Raw genomic sequence first — 19,288 nt, 5'->3', positions numbered from 1 at the left:
GTTTTTTGGCAGGCCGCCAGGGAATCCGGGGCGCTGCCAGTCCGAAAGGATCAGCAGGCCGCGCACAGCTTGCGCGAGAAATCCTGCAGCGCGGCGATGCCGCTGTCCTCGGCCTGCTGGCACCACAAGCGCAGCCGCTCGAGCAGTTGGTCGCGGCCGAGCGTGGTGTTGAGCCAGAGCTGGCGCAGCTCTTCGCGCATGTGCACCATGGTGTCGATCACCGGTGAGAGGCTGCGCAGCTGCTGCACGCGCGGCAGCACATGGCCGGGAATCCTGTCGGCATCACGGTGCCACCAGCGCCGTGCCAGGCGCGCCAGTTGGCGGTCCGCCCCTGCGCGGTGTTCGCCCAGGCGTTGCAGTTCGGTCTTGCAGGTGCTGCGCAGGCCACGGGCGTAGCGGGCCATCATTTCGTAGCGGTTGGCGATCAGCGTCTCCAGCGTGCCGGCATCAAGCACGGCCACCGGCCGCACGGCTCCCAGCCGCAGGCGCGGCGGTACCTTCTTGACCCTGACCAGCCGCAGCGCCTGCAGCACGCGGATATGGCACCAGCCCAAATCGAATTCATAAGGACGCACGGAAAAACGCGCCGAAGTCGGATAGGTATGGTAGTGGTTGTGCAGTTCCTCACCGCCGATGAGGATGCCCCAGCGCGAGATGTTGGTGCTGGCGTCCTGCACCTCGAAATTGCGGTAGCCCCAGTAATGGCCAAGGCCGTTGACCACGCCAGCCGCCCAGAACGGAATCCACACCATCTGCACGGCCCACACCAAAAGCCCAATGGCGCCCAACAGCAGCACGTCGATCACCAGCATCAGGCCCACGCCCAGCAACGTGTGACGGCCATACAGCCGGTTTTCGAGCCAGTCGTCGGGCGTGCCATGGCTGAATTTCTTCAGCGTCTCGGCATTGGCGGCCTCGTCACGGTACAGCTCGGCACCCTGCCACAGCACCTTGCGAATGCCCTTGACCTGCGGGCTGTGAGGATCGTCCGCAGTCTCGCACTTGGCGTGGTGCTTACGATGTACCGCCACCCACTCGCGCGTACTCATGCCGGTGGAGAGCCACAGCCAGAAGCGAAAAGCATGCGCCAGTGCCGGACGTACCTCTAGTGTCGTGAATCAGAAGTTCGTTGAATAGATAAAGATGTCGAAATCGTTGTCAGGCAAGGCGCAAACCGCAGTGATAGCCATAGCTATCGTGAACAGCAGGACCTGCCACCAGGCCCAGTCCAGCCCCCCCTGCGAGAGCCACTGCAAAAGTCCCTGCCAGGCTGAGGAGAACGAAAAATCCGTCATGGCAGGCCCTCCTTGCAAACCGTGAATGCGCCACCCGCCCCGGCCGAGCCGGCTCTCGCCGGGCCGATCTGGCGATCGGTCGCGAACAAATTCCAGTGGCCTCGTCAGGCTCGCGGCCCCATGGCCGGAGCGATGCCCATACAGTCCATCGGTGATGGTACGAAATACGCGCACCGGAGTGTCAAGACAGCCGGACAGGACAAGTCGCCCCGGACCCGGACGCACTGTTCGCAAGCCGCATCACTACAATGGCGCACCTGCCATGAATATGCCCATCCACATCCTGCCCTTTGCAGCCATCGACGGCCTGCAGGAGTACGGCACCACCACCGGCCACCGGCCGGCCCTGCCGCAACTGAACCGGCTGCTTGCCCGGCTCCCGCAGCGCCATTGGCTGCGCATCGGCGCCGATACGCCGACTGCGCCGCATGAGTTCGCGCTCTCGCACCTGCTGGAGACGCTCGGGGGTCCCGCACGGGAATTTTCGGCAGAGCACCCACCGCTTTCGCTGGCCGCCCTCCAAGCCCATGCGCTGAAACTGGCCGGCAGCGCCGGCCAGCCTGCCGGCTGGGCCTTCGTCACCCCCAGCCACCTGCAAATCACAACCGACCGCATCCAGCTCACCGATCCCGCGCAACTGCAGCTCTCGCCCGCGCACAGTCAGGCCTTGCTGGCATCCGTGCAGGCCCTGTGGGAAGAGGATGGCATCACCCTGCATGCCATCGCCCCCGACCGCTGGCTGGCAGGTGCCGACTGGCTGGACGGCCTGCCCACCACCTCGCTGGACCGCGCCATCCACCGCGACGTGCGCCAGTGGATGCCCGCGCTTGGCCAGACCGGCCGTCTGCAGCGCCTGCAGACGGAAATCCAGATGCTGCTCTACCACCATCCGGTCAACGACGCGCGCGCCGCCACCGGGCTACCCGCCATCAATGCGCTTTGGTGCTCGGGCACCGGACGCAACGACCATCTGGATGCACTGACGCCGGGCCTCGCCCGGCTGCATGTCGAGGAGAGCCTGCGCCAGCCCGCACTGGCCGGCCATATCCAGGCCTGGCTGAACCAGTGGCAGACGCTCGATGCCGACTGGCTGCCCCAGCTCGAGGCGGCCCTGGCGCGCGGCGAAGACCTGCAGCTGGTACTCTGCGGCGAACGCCATGCGGTGATCCTCGCCGCCGCAACCTCACCGGCAAGCCGCTGGCACCAGTTGGGTACCCGCCTGCGGCAGTGGCGACCGTGGGCCACGGCGCGCCGGACGGACCCCGTCACCGATCTGCTGCTGGAGCTGTAGATGTCGCAGTGCTGATCGCCGCAGCGCGGCAACCCGCGCAACGCTACCCTCCCCTTCCACCTTTTCTTCCAGGCGCGACCTGCCCAATTTGAGGCACGCGCCCCACTGATCGCATCGACCATGCAATTTCGCCAACGCGAAATCCCCGACGCCATCGCCCTGCAACTGCAACAGGCCGGTGTTCATCCATTCCTGGCGCGGCTGCTGGCCGCGCGCGGCATCGCGTCGGCCAGCGAGCTCGACCACCAATTGCGCAGCCTGCTGCCACCCCAGGGTCTCAAGGGCATCGACGCGGCGGCCGCGCTGCTCGCCGAAGCCATTGCCGCCGACTGGCGCATCTGCATCGTCGCCGACTATGACTGCGATGGCGCCACCGCCTGCACCGTGGCGCTGCGCGGTCTGCGCATGCTGGGCGCCAGGCACGTCGACTACCTGGTGCCCAACCGCATCCAGGACGGCTACGGCCTGACCGCCCCGCTGGCCGAGCGCGTGCACCAGCGCGGCGCCGAGCTGCTGCTGACGGTGGACAATGGCATCGCCAGCATCGAGGGCGTGGCACGCGCAAGGGAATTGGGCCTGAGAGTGCTCGTCACCGACCACCATCTGCCCGCCGCGCAACTGCCCGAGGCCGATGCCATCGTCAATCCCAACCAACCCGGCTGCGCGTTTGCCAGCAAGCATCTGGCCGGGGTAGGCGTGCTGTTCTATACGCTCCTGGCGCTGCGCAGCCGGTTGCGCGCGCAGGGTGTCTTCACCACCGCCAGCCAGCCGCGCCTGGATACGCTGCTGCCACTGGTGGCGCTGGGCACGGTGGCCGATGTCGTGCCGCTCGACGCCAACAACCGTCTATTGGCCGGCCAGGGACTGGCGCGCATCCGCGCCGGGCAGATGCCGGCCGGCATGGCGGCCCTGTTCGAGGTGGCCGGCCGCAACCCCGCACACGCCCAGGCCAGCGACATGGGCTTTGCGCTGGCGCCACGACTGAACGCCGCCGGACGCCTCACCGACATGACCATCGGCATCGAATGCCTGCTCACCGACGACGCCCAGCGCGCCGCCGAACTGGCAGCCATGCTCGATGACATCAACCGCGCCCGCCGCGAGCTGGAAACCGACATGAAGCAGGTGGCCATCGGCGGCCTGATCCAGCGGCTGGCACGCAACCAACGCATGCCGGCCGTCATCACCGCCTGCGACGCCTCCTTCCATGAAGGCGTGGTCGGCATCGTTGCCGCCCGCATCAAGGAGCAGTTCCACCGTCCCACCTTCATCTTCGCGCCCAGCGCCTCGCCGGACAGTCCCGGGCTGCTCAAGGGTTCGGGGCGCTCCATTCCCGGCTTTCACCTGCGCGATGCGCTGGACCTGCTGGCCAAGCGCCACCCGGGCGTACTCGACAAGTTCGGCGGGCATGCCATGGCGGCCGGCTGCAGCCTGGCCGAAGCGCAGTTGCCGATCTTCCAGCAAGCCATCGAGACCATCGCGACCGAATGGCTCGATGCCGCCGCGCTGCAGGGCGAAACCTGGGTCGACGGCCCGCTGCCGCCCGAGCACCGCTCGATCGCCACCGCCGAGCTGCTGCGCCTGCAGATTTGGGGCCAGGGCTTTGCAGCGCCGCTGTTCCTCGAAGAGCTGGACGTGCTCGAGCAGCGCGTGGTTGCAGGCAAGCACCTGGCCATGAAGCTGCTGCACCACGGGCAGGTGATCGATGCCATCTGGTTTGGCCATACCGAGCGACTGCCGGCGCGCGCGCGCCTGGCCTACCGGATGGAAACCGACGAATGGATGGGCCGCAAGCGCTTGCGCTTTCTCGTCGAGGCGCAGGCATGAGAAGGTTCGCACGGATCCGGCGCGCCCTCCTTCTGACCTCAGAACCTGTTCCCGATCTTTTCGTGAACAGGTTCTGAAAGCCGCACCGCACACCATCCTCCCGTCACGCCGGTTCATAATCGTCACCTTGGCGTTTCGTTTCTCCCTCCGCATCCTCCACCGTGGCCATCCCGCAGAACTTTCTCGATGACTTGCTCGAGCGCGTCGACATCGTCGATGTGGTCGGCCGCTACGTCACGCTCAAGAAAGGCGGCGCCAACCTGCTGGGACTATGTCCGTTCCATGACGAGAAATCGCCCTCCTTCACCGTCAGCCCCAGCAAGCAGTTCTACCACTGCTTCGGTTGCGGCAAGCATGGCAACGCCATCGGCTTTCTGATGGACTACACCGGTGTCGGCTTCGTCGATGCCGTGCACGATCTGGCCCAACAGGCCGGCATGCAGGTGCCGCAGGAAGATATCTCGCCAGCCCAGGCGGTCGAGCGCCAGCAGCGCAAGGCCGAGCAGCAGACCCTCTCCGGCATCAACGACCGGGCCGCCAAGGCCTACAAGCAGTTGCTGCGCCAGGCCCCGCAAACCATCCAGTACCTCAAAGGCCGCGGCGTCTCGGGCGAGATCGCGGCGCGCTTTCAGCTTGGCTACGCACCACCGGGCGAACACAGCCTCGCGGCGGTGTTCCCCGACTATGCCGACCCGCTGCTGGAGACGGCCGGCCTGGTGATCTACAAGAGCGAGACCAACCAGCGCTACGACCGCTTTCGCGACCGACTGATGTTTCCCATCCGCAACGTGCGCGGCGAATGCATCGGCTTTGGCGGGCGCATTCTCGGGCAAGGCCAGCCCAAGTACCTGAACTCGCCCGAAACCCCCATTTTTCACAAGGGCCGCGAGTTGTACGGCCTGTTCGAAGGCAAGCAGGCCATCCGGCAAATGGGCTATGCACTGGTCTGCGAAGGCTACATGGACGTGGTCGCGCTGGCCCAGTGGGGCTTTGCCAACGCGGTGGCGACGCTGGGCACGGCCAGCAGCGAACAGCACGTGCAACTGCTGCTGCGGCACACCGACAGCGTCGTGTTCGCCTTCGATGGCGACAACGCCGGCCGCAAGGCCGCCACCAAGGCACTGCTGTGCGCCCTGCCTTTTGCCACCGACACGCGCAGCATCCGATTCCTGTTTTTGCCCAAGGAGCACGACCCCGACAGCTTCATCCGCGAGCGCGGCCAGCCCGCATTTGCGGAGCAGATCGAACTGGCGCTGCCGCTGAGCCAGTACCTGCTGCAGGTCGCCGGCCAGGACTGCAACCTGGCCACCCCGGAAGGGCGCGCGCGCATGGCCCACCAGGCCCGTCCCCTGTGGGCAGCACTGCCCGAAGGTGGGCTCAAACTGCAGATCCGTGCCGAAGTCGCCCGCATCGCGCAGATGGACAGCGCCGACCTGCAGCAATTGTGGCAACAGGCCGGAGCAGCCCAGGGCGCCTCCCCCCGCCGCTCGCAGCCCCATGCGACGTCCAGCGCAGCACCTGGCATGCCAGGCATGCCGGCAGCACCCGACGCCCCGGAAGCCTACGCGCCATTCGACGCCTACGAGCACCCCGACTACCCGCCGCCTGCCGACGCCCACGGCGAGACGGGGGCACCATGGCCGCCCTATGAATACGAGGCGCCATCGCAGTCTCACCAACCCAACGGCCCACAGACATCGAGTCGGGCCAGCTCATGGTCGCCGGCCGGCCATGGCACCGGGCGCAACTGGCGCAACAACAAGGCCAACCAGGGTGGACGCGGCGGCACCCCCACCGGCCCGCTGCGCCAGCGGCCACTGCGCAGCGAGGAACACGCCGCCTGCATTCTGCTGGCCCACATGGGTCTGCTCGAGACACTGAGCGAACAGGACTTGGCGCTGCTGTGCCGCCTGCCGCAGCCCGATGGTACGCTGTTCGCCTGGGTTGACGACCACTACCAGCATCATGGCGTGCAAGACTGGGAGACACTCAAGCCGCTGCTGCTGACCACGCGCCAGGGCGCCATCGAGCGCCTGCTCGCACGCATCGAGGACATCGCCCGCCAGCCAGCGGACAATTACCGCAGCGAATTCACCAGCGTGCTGCGGCAGATCATGAAAAAGCAGCTGGCATGGGAGATCGAGCAGGCCACCCGCGCCTACGAAACCGACAGCCAGGCGGGTGTGCGCCTGCGCCAGCTCACCAGCCACCTGGCAACACTGAAGTGAAGTGAAACGGCCCGCATGCCGGCGCTTGCGCGCCGACGGCCGGGGAATACCGTATCAGCCCCGTATCAGCCCTGCCTATTGAAAAAGGGCGTGTTGGTATAATATGCGTTCTTGTCAGCAAGAGCGACAGCAGCACCTCCGGGGCAGGCAAGCGTGCAACAGGACAGCACCGCCTCCAAATCCGCAAGGACTGTACGCCAAATGTTCGCCCTCATCTTGCTTCGAAAATCTCAACCAGCACGCAGCGCCTGATGGGCGGTCGCGCAGCCGTGAGGCCGGTTTCACCGTACCCACGCAGCAGGCCCCATGCCCTGGACGACGTGCGTGCTGGGATATGTTTTGATTTGTCCGGATCACCAGCGAGATTGCACCATGGCCAAAGCCTCCAAGACGACGACTGCCACTCCCCAAGCGCGTACTGCAGCCAGCAAGAGAGCCGCTGCCGCCGCACCAGTGACGGCCAAAGCAGTCAAGGCCCCGAAGGCCGCAACGGGAGCAAGCGCCAATGAACCGGACAAGACCGCCAGCAAAACCACAAAATCCACCAGGGGCACCGGCAAGGCCCCGGCCTCATCATCCACAGCGAAAACCGTGACAACCGAGAAGAAAACCACCCCATCCAGGACTGCCGCCAAGGCCAGCAAGGCCACGGCCTCCAAGCAAGGCGCAGCCGCAGACATCGAGCAACTGGATGATGCACCAGTGACGCCGGCCAAGGCCGCCAAGACGGCCGGCAAGCCCAAGGCCGCAGCCAAGAAGACCGGCAAGACCACCGCCGCCAAGGGCAAGAAGACGGCTGACAAGAAGGCCAAGGACGATCTGGACGACGACTTTGTCGATGACGACCTGGATGTCGGTGGCGACAGCGAGTTGGAGATCGAAGAGGAAGTCGTCGCGGAAGAAAGCGAAGCCAGCGAGACGGCCGAGAAGGTCAAGCCGCTGCGCATGAAGATCAGCAAGGCCAAGGAACGCGCCTTGATGAAGGAATTCGGCCTGGACGATTCGGTGGTCTCCGAGGAGGAAGACCGCGAGCGGCGCGAACGCCTCAAGACCCTGATCAAGATGGGCCGCACACGTGGCTACCTCACGCACGGCGAGATCAACGATCACCTGCCCGACAAGCTGGTCGAGGCCGAGACCCTGGAAGTCGTGGTCGCGCTGCTCTCTGACATGGGCGTGGCCGTCTACGAACAGACGCCCGATGCCGAAACCCTGCTGCTGACCAACACGGCGCAGAACGTCACCACCGAGGAGGAGGCCGAGGAAGAGGCCGAAGCCGCGCTCTCGAACGTCGACAGCGAGTTTGGCCGCACCACCGACCCGGTGCGCATGTACATGCGCGAGATGGGTACCGTGGAGCTGCTCACGCGCGAGGGCGAGATCGAGATCGCCAAGCGCATCGAGGGTGGCATGCAGGACATGATGGAAGCCATCAGCACCTCGCCTGCGGTGATTGCCGCCATCCTGGGCATGGGTGAGGAAATCCGCGAGGGCAAGGTGTTGATCACCACCATCGTCGATGGCTTCAGCGACCCCGATGAGGCCGACGACTTCGTCGCCGAGGAAGACTTCGACGAGTTCGACGAAGAGGACGATGACGATGGCAAGGGCGGCTCCAAGGCCATGACCAAGCGCCTCGAAGAGCTCAAGAACAAGGCCATGGAGCACTTCGACCACCTGCGCGAGCTGTTCGAGGGCCTGCATCAGGCCTACGACAAGCACGGCTGGGGCTCCCGGCAGTACAACGATCAGCAGGCCGTGCTCACGCGCGAGTTGATGTCGATCCGCTTTACCGCCAAGACCATCGACACGCTGTGCGACATGGTGCGCGAGCAGGTCAAGTCGATCCGAGACTCGGAACGCAAGATCAAATCCATCGTGGTGGACAAGTGCGGCATGCCGCAGGAGCGCTTCATCCAGGAATTCCCGCCCAACCTGCTCAATCTCGCCTGGGTCGAGCAGCAAGCTGGCGCGGGCCACGCCTGGAGCGACGTGCTTAGCCGCAACATCCCCGACGTACAGGAGTTGCAGCAGGGTCTGATCGAGTTGCAGCGCCAGATCGTCGTGCCGCTCGACGAGCTCAAGAACATCAACAAGCGCATGCTCGCCGGCGAGAAGACGTCTCGCGACGCCAAGAAGGAGATGACCGAGGCCAACCTGCGCCTGGTGATCTCGATCGCCAAGAAATACACCAACCGCGGCTTGCAGTTCCTCGACCTGATCCAGGAAGGCAACATCGGCCTGATGAAGGCGGTGGACAAGTTCGAATTCCGCCGCGGCTTCAAGTTCTCGACCTACGCCACCTGGTGGATCCGCCAGGCCATCACGCGCTCGATCGCCGACCAGGCGCGCACCATCCGCATCCCGGTGCACATGATCGAGACCATCAACAAGATGAACCGCATCTCGCGTCAGCACCTGCAGGAATTCGGCTACGAGCCCGATGCCTCGATCCTGGCCGAGAAGATGGAGATGCCCGAGGACAAGATCCGCAAGATCATGAAGATCGCCAAGGAGCCGATCTCGATGGAAACCCCCATCGGCGACGACGACGACTCGCACCTGGGCGACTTCATCGAGGACACCAGCAACGTTGCGCCGATGGATGCAGCCATGCAGGCCGGCTTGCGCGACGTGGTCAAGGACATCCTCGACTCGCTGACGCCGCGCGAGGCCAAGGTGCTGCGCATGCGCTTTGGCATCGAGATGAGCACCGACCACACGCTTGAGGAAGTGGGCAAGCAGTTCGACGTCACGCGCGAACGCATCCGCCAGATCGAGGCCAAGGCGCTGCGCAAGCTCAAGCACCCGAGCCGCTCGGACAAGCTGCGCAGCTTCATCGACAACCTGTGAGAAACCGGTTCACGATCTTTTCGTGAACCGCTTCTCAGCACTGCCATCAGGCCAATTGCCCGGGCTTCGACCAAGTCCAGGCAGACCATGAGATGATGCCCGCGAGAGGCTTGTTGCCCCGGGAGCGGGCGGCAACAGGCCTAGCGGACGCTTCGAACAACGACCATACCGTGCCGCAGACATGCCTGCGGATATGCGTCGTGGGCCGACAAATTCTCGCAGGCATTCCGCCGTATGCATGGGCATGACGGCATCGGTACTGCTACCCCGCGCCAACGCATCACTGGCACAGGAAATGGATACATAATCGCATCTCATTCTTATTGATGCACGTTGCCGCATTTCATCCATGCCCCCCGCTCCTGCCCATCCAAGCCCCAGCACAGCCCTGACACCACCGCTGGGACCGGTCCGCAGCCAATGGCTGGTTGTCGCGGCCTGCTGCGTCATCATGATGACCGAAGGCTTCGACCTGCTGATCTACAGCAACGCCATTCCATCCCTGCTGATGGACAAGGACATGGGCATCGACAAGGCCCAGGCCGGAACCATCGGCAGCATGATCTTTCTGGGCATGCTGCTCGGTGGCGTCATGGCGGGGCGCCTGACGCAATCGCTCGGCCTGGCCCGAACCGTGAGCTATGGCTTTGCCGGCTTCACTGCCGCGACCACCTTGATCGCCCTGGTGCAAAGCGGCTGGCAGTTCGGGGCACTGCGCCTGCTGGCAGGTTTCGGGCTGGGCGTCGTACTCCCCGCCGGACTGTCGCTGGCCCGCAAGCACAGCCAGCAGCACCACGGAGCCATGGCCATCAGCATCGTGATGTCCGGCATCCCGCTGGGGGGCATGCTGGCTGCCGTGGTCTCTCACGCCATCATTCCCCACTGGGGGTGGCGCCCGCTGTTTGTGGCCGGGGGCATCATCGGCTTGCTCGCGATATTGTCCATTGCCCCCTATCTCGGCAGGATCGAACGGCAAGCCCGCCACTCGGACGCCAACCAGACGGTGCGGCAGCATGACTGGCGCACGATCCTCCGCGGCGCCAGCCTCGGTGTGCTGGTACTCGGCACCCTGGCCACGCTGGCCGACCTGCTGACCTGGTATGGCGTCAGTGTCTGGCTGACGCAGCTGATGCGCGAGTTCGACGTGCCCTTCACCGATGCCATGCAGATGATGTTCACCCTCAACACAGGTGCCATTGTGGGCTCACTGCTCACGGCCAGCCTGGCGTTTCGCTGGGGCTCCCGTCCGGTAGCCATCGTCGCCGGCCTGCTGGCCAGCGCGTGCCTGGTGCTGGTTGCGGCACGCGTACTCAACGGTTGGGGTCTGTTCGCCGTTATCGCCCTGCTGGGCATGAGCGCCATCAGTGCCCAGAACCTCGTCAATGCCTTGGTGGCCGATGCCTTTCCGGAGCATTATCGCGCCGCCGCCATTGGCATCACCCTCGGCCTGGGTCGTCTGGGCGCCGTCATCGCACCCGTGCTCGGCGGACATATCCTCGCCGCCGGCTACGGCCCTTCATCGGTGCTGCTGGTGTTTGCCGTTTCAGCCGGCGTGGGTGCGCTGGTGTTGCTGGGCCTCTCCACTACCTTGAGCCGCCGCTGTCTCGCCAGCCTCTCACCGCCCCGGTCACGCACCGAAGACCAGCATCCATAACCGGTGCATGCCGCGATGGTGAAACCCGCTCCTATTTCCCGCGCGGGGGATTTTTTCCCCACTCCAGTGGACCGGGCTTGTTCCATCCACTCCCTCTGCTAGCAGCGCAAACGCAAGACATCTCGCCTGCCCGCCGTCGAAGTCACCGACTCACCGAGTGCCGCCCCAACCACCGAGTATTTCGGCACCTTCTTCGCCACCGGTCCGAGTACCACGGCCCTCGCCTGGGCCTGAGCCTGCGCGAGACGCCCCAGTGGGTCAGACTGATCACGTGCTCGCGCAACTCGGCGACCAGGGTCTGTAGACCATCGACGACGTGCGCCTGCAAACCGCCCAGGATTTACCTGAGCCAGATTGGCGGCGGCTGCAGCTACCAGTTCACGGCGCGCGGATTCAAGAAGCTGCAGCACGGCCAGCCGAGTCATTGCCGACTGGATCACAGCTGCAATCAACAGTGCCGGCACCAGACGCTTGGCATGAGGCCCCCGCTGAGCCATTTGCATAAGTGTGGCTTGACCTCTGAGCAGGTTGAACCGAACCAAATACATCAGAACGCTGGATGCCCATCAAGAATGGCACCAAGCATCAATGATTTCTGCAAAAAAAAGAAGCCTGCTGGCATTCCAGCAGGCTTCTTGAATTTGGTTGCGCGAGGAGGATTTGAACCTCCGACCTTTGGGTTATGAGCCCAACGAGCTACCAGACTGCTCCATCGCGCGGTAAGCAAAAATTATAACACAGCTTTATGCGTTGTCCTGAACATTTGCAGAATTCTCTGCTTCGGCCTCTTCTGGACGGTCCACAAGCTCGACCAACGCCATCGGAGCATTATCACCCACGCGGAAGCCCATCTTCAGAATGCGGGTGTAGCCACCGGGACGGGTCTTGAAACGCGGCCCCAGCTCATTGAACAGCTTGGTCACGGCATCACGGCTGCGCAGGCGGCTGAAGGCCAGGCGGCGATTCGCCACCGAGTCTTCCTTGGCCAGCGTGATCAGCGGCTCGACGACACGGCGCAATTCCTTGGCCTTGGGCACCGTCGTCTTGATCAGCTCATGCTCGATCAGCGAGTTGCTCATGTTGCGCAGCATGGCCTGGCGGTGGGCACTGGTGCGGTTGAGTTTACGAAGTCCATTACGATGTCGCATGGTAGTTTCCTTTTTAGATTAAATAACTGCGGGCCGTATCAGGTACCCGCAGGTGCAACAAAAGTGGCGCGGTGGAAAGGGTTTACTCGAGTCCGGCGGGCGGCCAGTTCTCGAGCTTCATACCCAGCGTGAGGCCACGCGAGGCGAGCACCTCCTTGATTTCGTTGAGCGACTTGCGACCCAGGTTCGGCGTCTTGAGGAGTTCGTTGTCGGTGCGCTGGATCAGGTCACCGATATAGTAGATGTTCTCGGCCTTGAGGCAGTTGGCCGAACGCACAGTCAGTTCCAGTTCGTCGACCGGACGCAGCAGGATCGGATCGAAGGTTGCAGCGCTGCGCGAAGCGGTCGTGGTCGTCGTGAAGTCGGCCAGGTCACTGTCGTCCAGCTGCGCGAACACCGCCAGCTGTTCAACCAGGATCTTGGCCGAGGTGCGCACGGCATCCTCGGCAGTGATCGCACCATTGGTCTCGATCTCCATCACCAGCTTGTCCAGGTCGGTGCGTTGTTCCACACGGGCGTTCTCGACCGTGTAGTTCACTCGCAGCACCGGCGAGAACGAGGCGTCGAGCACGATGCGCCCGATCGACTTGCTGGTGCCTTCGTCGGCAAAGCGTCGCACTGTGCCGGGCACATAGCCACGACCCTTCTCGACCTTGATCTGCATGTCGAGCTTGGCCCCTTGGGACATGTGGGCAATCACATGCTCGGGGTTGACGATCTCGACGTCATGCGGCGTCTGGATGTCAGCGGCGGTCACCACGCCCTCGCCTTCCTTGCGCAGGCTCAACGTCACTTCATCACGGTTGTGCAGCTTGAAGACCACGCCCTTGAGGTTCAGCAGAATGCTGACCACATCTTCCTGGACACCATCGATGCTGGAGAATTCGTGCAGAACGCCAGCAATCGTCACTTCGGTGGGTGCATAACCGACCATCGAAGACAGCAACACGCGACGCAGCGCATTACCCAAGGTGTGTCCATAGCCACGCTCGAACGGTTCGAGCTCGACCTTGGCGCGGTTGGTTGCGATCTGTTCAACGCTGATGGTCTTTGGTTTTAGCAAGTTGGTCTGCATAGATACTTCCTGTCAATACCCCCGGCTCGTTACACCGGTAAGGCTGGTGAAGCGAGTAAACCGCGAACGAGTCGCGGTTCTTTATTGAATGAATCAAAAACGATCAACGCGAATACAATTCGACGATCAGCGACTCATTGATGTCAGCGCCGAATTCATCACGATCCGGGGCCTTCTTGAACACGCCTTCGGCCTTGTCGAGGGCCACTTCCACCCATGCCGGGAAACCGACTTGTTGGGCCAGCTGCAGGGCTTCCTGCACACGAGCCTGGTTGCGCGACTGCTCGCGCACGGCGATCACGTCGCCAGCCTTGACCTGGTAGGAAGGGATGTTGACCTGCTGGCCGTTGACCAGAATGGACTTGTGCGAGACCAGCTGACGGGCTTCGGCACGGGTCGAGCCGAAACCGAGGCGATACACCACGTTGTCCAGGCGCGATTCCAGCAGTGACAACAGGTTCGAGCCGGTGTTGCCACGGCGGCGATCGGCCTCGGCAAAATAGCGGCGGAACTGCTTTTCCAGGATGCCGTACATGCGCTTGACTTTTTGCTTTTCGCGCAGTTGCAGGCCGTAGTCGGAAGTGCGGCTGCCGGAGATGCGGCCATGTTGACCAGGCTTGCTGTCGAACTTGGCCTTGTCGGCGATGGAGCGGCGAGCGCTCTTGAGGAACAGATCGGTGCCTTCGCGGCGGGAGAGTTTGGCCTTCGGCCCAGTGTAACGTGCCACTTGATTTTCCTAGGTTCATCTGCTGCGCACATAGGCACAGGAGCCATTTCTCGACAGAAATGGCGGTGGTCTTGAATGAAATTAGATGCGACGGCGCTTTTGCGGACGGCAGCCGTTGTGCGGAACCGGCGTCACGTCGGAGATCGAGGTGATGCGGATGCCCAGTGCGCCCAGTGCACGAACCGAGGATTCGCGGCCGGGACCAGGACCCTTGATCTCGACATCCAGGTTCTTGATGCCGTGCTCGATGGCGGCGCGGCCGGCCACTTCGGAAGCCACCTGGGCTGCGAACGGCGTGGACTTGCGAGAGCCCTTGAAACCCTGACCACCCGAAGAAGCCCAGGACAGCGAGTTGCCCTGGCGATCGGTGATGGTGATGATGGTGTTGTTGAACGAGGCGTGGATGTGGGCAATACCGTCCGCAATATTCTTGCGGACCTTTTTGCGCACCCGTTGCGACGCGGAAGAAGTCTTAGCCATTGTTATCCTTGCTAACTTTAATCAGCGATTTATTTGACACCCTTGCGCGGGCCCTTGCGGGTGCGTGCGTTGGTACGAGTGCGCTGGCCGCGCATCGGCAGACCACGACGATGACGGAAACCACGGTAGCAGCCGATGTCCATCAGGCGCTTGATGTTCATCGTGGTTTCGCGACGCAGGTCACCTTCGATGGTGAACTGCGCGATCTGGTCACGGATCTTTTCCAGGTCGCCATCGGTCAGATCCTTGACCTTCTTGGTGTACTCGATGCCTGCAGCCTCGCAGATCTTGCGAGCGCGGCTGCGGCCGATACCGAAGATTGCCGTCAGACCGATTTCGGTATGCTTATGCGGCGGTACGTTGATACCAGCAATACGTGCCATATACGTCCTTTAATTATCAACCTTGACGCTGCTTGTGACGCAGGTCGCTGCAGATCACGCGCACCACGCCGTTGCGGCGGATGATCTTGCAATTTCTACACATCTTCTTCACAGAAGCTGAAACTTTCATAGCTAACTCCCAAATTTCCCAAATGCGTCCACTTAACGCGAAACCGGCTTGAAGTTGGACTTCTTCAATAGCGACTCATACTGCTGCGATACCAGGTAGTTCTGGACCTGTGCCATGAAGTCCATGGTCACGACCACCAAAATCAGCAGCGAAGTGCCCCCGAAATAGAACGGCACGTTGTAACGCAGCATCAGGAACTCTGGGAACAAGCAAACCGCCGTGATGTAGATAGCACCAGCCAGTGTCAAACGGGCGAGGATTTTATCAATATATTTGGCAGTCTGCTCACCAGGGCGAATTCCTGGCACGAACGCTCCACTTTTCTTCAGGTTGTCTGCCGTCTCGCGGCTGTTGAAAACCAGGGCCGTGTAGAAGAAGCAGAAGAAGATGATGGCCGATGCGTACAAGAGCACATAGATTGGCTGCCCCGGCGTGAGCTTAGCAGCAACGTCCCGCAGCCAGCGCACCGACTCACCGGTACTAAGCCAGTTCACCAAGGTGGCGGGCAACAGGATGATGGACGAAGCGAAGATCGGTGGGATCACGCCCGCCATGTTGAGCTTGAGCGGCAGGTGCGAGGACTGGCCGGCGTACACCTTGTTGCCAACCTGCCTGCGGGCATAGTTGACCAGGATGCGACGCTGCCCGCGCTCGACGAACACCACGAAGTAGGTCACCAGCACCACCAGCAGCGCGATCACCAACAGCGTGATGATGTTCATCGCACCGGTGCGCACCAGCTCCAGCGTCCCCGAGAGGGCATTGGGCAGGCCGGCGGCAATACCTGCAAAGATCAGGATCGATATGCCATTGCCCAGACCACGTTCGGTGATCTGCTCGCCCAGCCACATCAGGAACAGCGTGCCAGCCGTCAGGGAAACCATGGTGGTGACCATGAAACCCATACCCGGCGCCAGCACCAGGCCAGGCTGGCTCTCCAGTGCGATGGCAATACCCATCGACTGAAACAGCGCCAGCACCAGCGTCCCGTAACGGGTGTACTGGGTGATCTTGCGACGTCCGGCTTCCCCTTCCTTCTTCAGGGCCACCAGGCTCGGCACCACGTAGGTCATCAGCTGCATGATGATCGATGCAGAGATGTACGGCATGATGCCCAGCGCCAGAACCGAGAAGCGCTCCAGCGCACCGCCGGAGAACATGTTGAAGAGGTTCAGGATGCCCTGCTGCCCGGAAAACAGCCGCTCGAGTTCGAGCGGATCGATACCGGGCACCGGAATGTGCGTGCCGATGCGGTAGACAACCAGCGCCAGCAGCAGGAAAACCAGCCGGCGACGCAGGTCACCGAATTTTCCCGACTTCGCCAGTTGTGCAGTGTTGGTAGCCAAAATCCAGCCTCGCTTGCGCTAGTTGTCCGATTACGCCACGGCGCCGCCGGCAGCCTCGATGGCAGCCTTGGCACCAGCGGTCGCGCCGATGCCGCTGAGCTTGACCGCACGGGTCAACTCACCGGACTTGACGACCTTGACGACCTTGGCGATCGAGCGCACCAGACCGGCTTCCTTGAGCGCCAGCAGATCCACTTCGGCGGCGCCGAGCTGCTCGAGGTCAGCCAGAGTCACTTCGGCGTTGTACTTCAGCGTCGTGGACTTGAAGCCGCGCTTGGGCAGGCGGCGCTGCAGCGGCATTTGACCGCCTTCGAAACCGACCTTGTGATAGCCACCGGCACGGGACTTCTGGCCCTTGTGACCGCGACCGGCCGTCTTGCCGAGACCGGAGCCGATACCGCGCCCAACACGGCGCTTTGCATGCTTGGCGCCTGCAGCCGGCTTGATTGTATTGAGTTGCATCGTCGACCTCTTACAGGACTTTGACCAGATAGCTGATCTTGTTGATCATTCCGCGCACTTCAGGCGTGTCTTTGAGTTCGCTCACGCTGTTGAGCTTGCGCAGACCCAGGCCACGCACGGTGGCGCGGTGGGATTCCTTGGTACCAATCGGGCTACGCACCAACTGGACCTTGATGGTTTGATTCGTGGACATGTGCATCACCTCTTCAAGCCAGCAGCTCTTCGACAGTCAGGCCACGCTTGGCGGCGATTTCCGCCGGCGTCGTCGACCGCTTCAGTGCGTCCAGCGTGGCACGCACCATGTTGTAGGGGTTGCTCGAGCCGTGGCTCTTGGCCACGATGTCCGTGATACCCACGACTTCGAAAACGGCGCGCATCGGGCCGCCGGCGATGATACCGGTACCCTGGGGAGCCGGTGCCAGCATGACGCGCGCGGCGCCGTGCTGACCGACCACACCGTGGTGCAGGGTACCGTTCTTGAGCGACACCTTGACCATGTTGCGACGCGCTTCTTCCATCGACTTCTGCACGGCGGCGGGCACTTCCTTGGACTTGCCCTTGCCCATGCCGATGCGGCCATCGCCGTCACCAACCACGGACAGTGCAGCGAAGGCCAGAATACGACCGCCCTTGACCACCTTGGTGGTGCGGTTGACCGCGATCATCTTCTCGCGGAAACCGTCATCGCGGCCTTCGTCCTGCGTTCTTGCTTGATTCTTTGTAGCCATTGCCATTCGCCTCGATCAGAACTGCAGACCTGCTTCGCGCGCAGCCTCTGCCAATGCTTTTACACGACCATGATATGCAAAGCCTGCACGATCAAAAGCCACTTTCTCAACACCAGCCGCCTTGGCCTTCTCGGCAATGCGCTTGCCGATCAGGGCAGCCGCCTCGGCGTTGCCGCCCTTGACGTTGCCGCGCACTTCGCTCTCTTGCGTAGAGGCGGTGGCCAGCACGCGGGCACCATCGCCGGAGATGATGGTCGCGTAGATATGCTGGTTGGTGCGGTGCACAGTCAGGCGGGCCGCGCCAAGCTTGGCGATGCGGATACGGGTCTGGCGGGCACGACGCAAACGCTGTTCTTTCTTGTTCAACATCTTGCAGCCTCTTACTTCTTCTTGGTTTCCTTGATGACCACCGTCTCATCCGAATAACGGATGCCCTTGCCCTTGTAGGGCTCGGGGGGACGCACTTCGCGCACGATGGCGGCGAACTGGCCCAGCACCTGCTTGTCGGCACCCTTGAGAATGATCTCCGTCGGTGTCGGTGTTGCAGCGGCCACGCCTTCCGGCAGGTCGAACTCGACCGGGTGCGAGAAGCCGACCGAGAGGTTGAGCTTCTTGCCGTTGACAGCAGCCTTGTAGCCCACGCCCACCAGGTTGAGCTTGCGCTCGAAACCCTTGGTGACGCCGATCACGAGGTTGTTGACCAGCTGGCGCAATGTGCCAGCCAGCGCGTCGGCTTCGCGGGAGTCATTGGCCGGCGCAAACCTCAGGGCGCCGTCTTCCTGGGAAACCTTGACCAGAACATTCTCGGCGACCGACAGCTGCGCTGCGGAGCCCTTGACCGAAATCCGTCCATCCTTGATGGCGACTTCAACGCCGGAGGGAATGACCACCGGCAGTTTTGCTACTCGAGACATTTCAGTATTCCTTCCATTCCCGGCTTAGGCCACGTAGCACAAGACTTCGCCGCCGACACCGGCAGCGCGGGCCTTGCGATCGGTCATCACGCCCTTGGGGGTGGTGACGATCGCCACACCCAGGCCATTCATGACCTGCGGAATGGCCTTGCTGGGCTTGTAGACGCGCAGGCCAGGCTTGCTGACGCGCTCGATGCGCTCGATCACCGGGCGACCGGCGTAGTACTTGAGGTCGACGCGAATGTCGGACTTGCCGCCTTCGCTCTTGACCTCGAAACCGTCGATGTAGCCTTCATCCTTGAGCACTTGCAGGATGGCCAGCTTCAGCTTGGAAGACGGGACGTTGACGGATGCCTTGGACACCAGCTGCGCATTGCGGATGCGGGTCAGCAGGTCGGCAATCGGATCACTCATACTCATAATCTATACTCCTACCGTGCTTACCAGCTTGCCTTGATGACACCAGGGATGTCACCCGACATGGCCAACTCGCGCACCTTGGCGCGCGCCAGACCGAATTGGCGGAAGGTGCCGCGCGGACGCCCCGTCAGTTCGCAGCGGTTGCGCTGGCGCGTCGGGTTGGCGTTGCGGGGCAGCTTCTGCAGCAGCAGACGGGCCTGGTAGCGCTCTTCGTCGCCACGCTTGGCATCGTCGATGATGGCCTTCAGCTCGGCGCGCTTGGCGGCATACTTGGCAGCCAGCTTCTCACGCTTGAGCTCACGTTCAATCAATGCTTTCTTAGCCACG

At 62.9% G+C, this 19,288-nt stretch carries 19 protein-coding genes, 1 tRNA gene and 1 pseudogene; 5 read left to right on the top strand and 16 right to left on the bottom strand.

Annotated features, from left to right (window positions below; all coding sequences use genetic code 11):
- Positions 1-50: 50 nt before the first annotated feature.
- Positions 51-1,295 (bottom strand): annotated as a pseudogene (locus EV687_RS17710) (DesA family fatty acid desaturase).
- Between the two features lie 262 nt (positions 1,296-1,557).
- On the opposite strand from EV687_RS17710, the gene EV687_RS17705 reads away from it, so the two are divergent.
- From EV687_RS17705 to EV687_RS17685, 5 genes are all read left to right on the top strand, one after another.
- Positions 1,558-2,586 carry a phosphoglycerate mutase gene (locus EV687_RS17705; RefSeq protein WP_130466550.1) on the top strand — a complete coding sequence of 343 codons (1,029 nt, stop codon included), beginning with the start codon at positions 1,558-1,560 and terminating at the stop codon, positions 2,584-2,586.
- A gap of 120 nt (positions 2,587-2,706) precedes the next feature.
- Complete coding sequence (recJ, locus tag EV687_RS17700) at positions 2,707-4,413, top strand: single-stranded-DNA-specific exonuclease RecJ (protein WP_122231650.1); 1,707 nt, start codon at positions 2,707-2,709, stop codon at positions 4,411-4,413.
- A gap of 161 nt (positions 4,414-4,574) precedes the next feature.
- Positions 4,575-6,641: a DNA primase gene (dnaG, locus tag EV687_RS17695; protein WP_122231648.1), complete on the top strand. Its 2,067-nt coding sequence runs from the start codon at positions 4,575-4,577 to the stop codon at positions 6,639-6,641.
- Positions 6,642-7,013: 372 nt separating this feature from the next.
- The gene (rpoD, locus tag EV687_RS17690) at positions 7,014-9,494 is read left to right on the top strand and encodes an RNA polymerase sigma factor RpoD (protein ID WP_122231646.1); all 2,481 of its coding nucleotides are present in this window, start codon (positions 7,014-7,016) and stop codon (positions 9,492-9,494) included.
- 349 nt (positions 9,495-9,843) lie between these two features.
- Complete coding sequence (locus tag EV687_RS17685) at positions 9,844-11,148, top strand: MFS transporter (protein ID WP_122231644.1); 1,305 nt, start codon at positions 9,844-9,846, stop codon at positions 11,146-11,148.
- A gap of 642 nt (positions 11,149-11,790) precedes the next feature.
- Here the strand turns inward: EV687_RS17685 and EV687_RS17680 are convergent.
- The 15 genes from EV687_RS17680 to rpsN all read right to left on the bottom strand — a co-directional run bounded on the left by EV687_RS17680 (position 11,791) and on the right by rpsN (position 19,287).
- Positions 11,791-11,867 (bottom strand) — tRNA-Met (locus EV687_RS17680).
- A 24-nt stretch (positions 11,868-11,891) separates the two neighbouring features.
- Positions 11,892-12,296, bottom strand: a complete 405-nt coding sequence (rplQ, locus tag EV687_RS17675; RefSeq protein ID WP_122231642.1) for a 50S ribosomal protein L17 — start codon at positions 12,294-12,296, stop codon at positions 11,892-11,894.
- Positions 12,297-12,378: 82 nt separating this feature from the next.
- Positions 12,379-13,371: a DNA-directed RNA polymerase subunit alpha gene (locus EV687_RS17670; RefSeq protein WP_122231640.1), complete on the bottom strand. Its 993-nt coding sequence runs from the start codon at positions 13,369-13,371 to the stop codon at positions 12,379-12,381.
- A gap of 103 nt (positions 13,372-13,474) precedes the next feature.
- Positions 13,475-14,098, bottom strand: a complete 624-nt coding sequence (gene rpsD / locus EV687_RS17665) for a 30S ribosomal protein S4 (RefSeq protein WP_122231638.1) — start codon at positions 14,096-14,098, stop codon at positions 13,475-13,477.
- Positions 14,099-14,179: 81 nt separating this feature from the next.
- On the bottom strand, positions 14,180-14,578 hold the full coding sequence (gene rpsK, locus EV687_RS17660) for a 30S ribosomal protein S11 (RefSeq protein WP_122231636.1): 399 nt from the start codon (positions 14,576-14,578) through the stop codon (positions 14,180-14,182).
- 29 nt (positions 14,579-14,607) lie between these two features.
- Entirely contained in the window at positions 14,608-14,961 is a 354-nt protein-coding gene (gene rpsM, locus EV687_RS17655) for a 30S ribosomal protein S13 (RefSeq protein WP_122231634.1), read from the bottom strand.
- A 16-nt stretch (positions 14,962-14,977) separates the two neighbouring features.
- On the bottom strand, positions 14,978-15,091 hold the full coding sequence (gene rpmJ, locus EV687_RS17650; RefSeq protein WP_122231632.1) for a 50S ribosomal protein L36: 114 nt from the start codon (positions 15,089-15,091) through the stop codon (positions 14,978-14,980).
- A 32-nt stretch (positions 15,092-15,123) separates the two neighbouring features.
- Positions 15,124-16,437 (bottom strand): preprotein translocase subunit SecY, encoded by a 1,314-nt coding sequence (gene secY / locus EV687_RS17645; RefSeq protein WP_122231630.1) that lies wholly within the window; start codon positions 16,435-16,437, stop codon positions 15,124-15,126.
- A 30-nt stretch (positions 16,438-16,467) separates the two neighbouring features.
- Positions 16,468-16,899 (bottom strand): 50S ribosomal protein L15, encoded by a 432-nt coding sequence (rplO, locus tag EV687_RS17640; RefSeq protein WP_122231628.1) that lies wholly within the window; start codon positions 16,897-16,899, stop codon positions 16,468-16,470.
- 10 nt (positions 16,900-16,909) lie between these two features.
- Positions 16,910-17,092 (bottom strand): 50S ribosomal protein L30, encoded by a 183-nt coding sequence (rpmD, locus tag EV687_RS17635; protein ID WP_122231714.1) that lies wholly within the window; start codon positions 17,090-17,092, stop codon positions 16,910-16,912.
- A gap of 13 nt (positions 17,093-17,105) precedes the next feature.
- Complete coding sequence (gene rpsE / locus EV687_RS17630) at positions 17,106-17,627, bottom strand: 30S ribosomal protein S5 (RefSeq protein WP_122231626.1); 522 nt, start codon at positions 17,625-17,627, stop codon at positions 17,106-17,108.
- 15 nt (positions 17,628-17,642) lie between these two features.
- Complete coding sequence (rplR, locus tag EV687_RS17625) at positions 17,643-17,996, bottom strand: 50S ribosomal protein L18 (protein WP_122231624.1); 354 nt, start codon at positions 17,994-17,996, stop codon at positions 17,643-17,645.
- Positions 17,997-18,007: 11 nt separating this feature from the next.
- Positions 18,008-18,541, bottom strand: a complete 534-nt coding sequence (gene rplF / locus EV687_RS17620; RefSeq protein ID WP_122231622.1) for a 50S ribosomal protein L6 — start codon at positions 18,539-18,541, stop codon at positions 18,008-18,010.
- Between the two features lie 24 nt (positions 18,542-18,565).
- Positions 18,566-18,961, bottom strand: a complete 396-nt coding sequence (gene rpsH / locus EV687_RS17615) for a 30S ribosomal protein S8 (protein WP_122231620.1) — start codon at positions 18,959-18,961, stop codon at positions 18,566-18,568.
- 20 nt (positions 18,962-18,981) lie between these two features.
- Entirely contained in the window at positions 18,982-19,287 is a 306-nt protein-coding gene (gene rpsN / locus EV687_RS17610) for a 30S ribosomal protein S14 (protein WP_122231618.1), read from the bottom strand.
- Position 19,288 lies beyond the last annotated feature (1 nt).

This window comes from Corticibacter populi (assembly GCF_004217315.1).
GTDB lineage: Bacteria > Pseudomonadota > Gammaproteobacteria > Burkholderiales > Burkholderiaceae_C > Lampropedia > Lampropedia populi.
The sequence above is the reverse complement of the archived record's forward strand: the minus strand, read 5'-3'. Positions and strand labels throughout refer to the sequence as shown.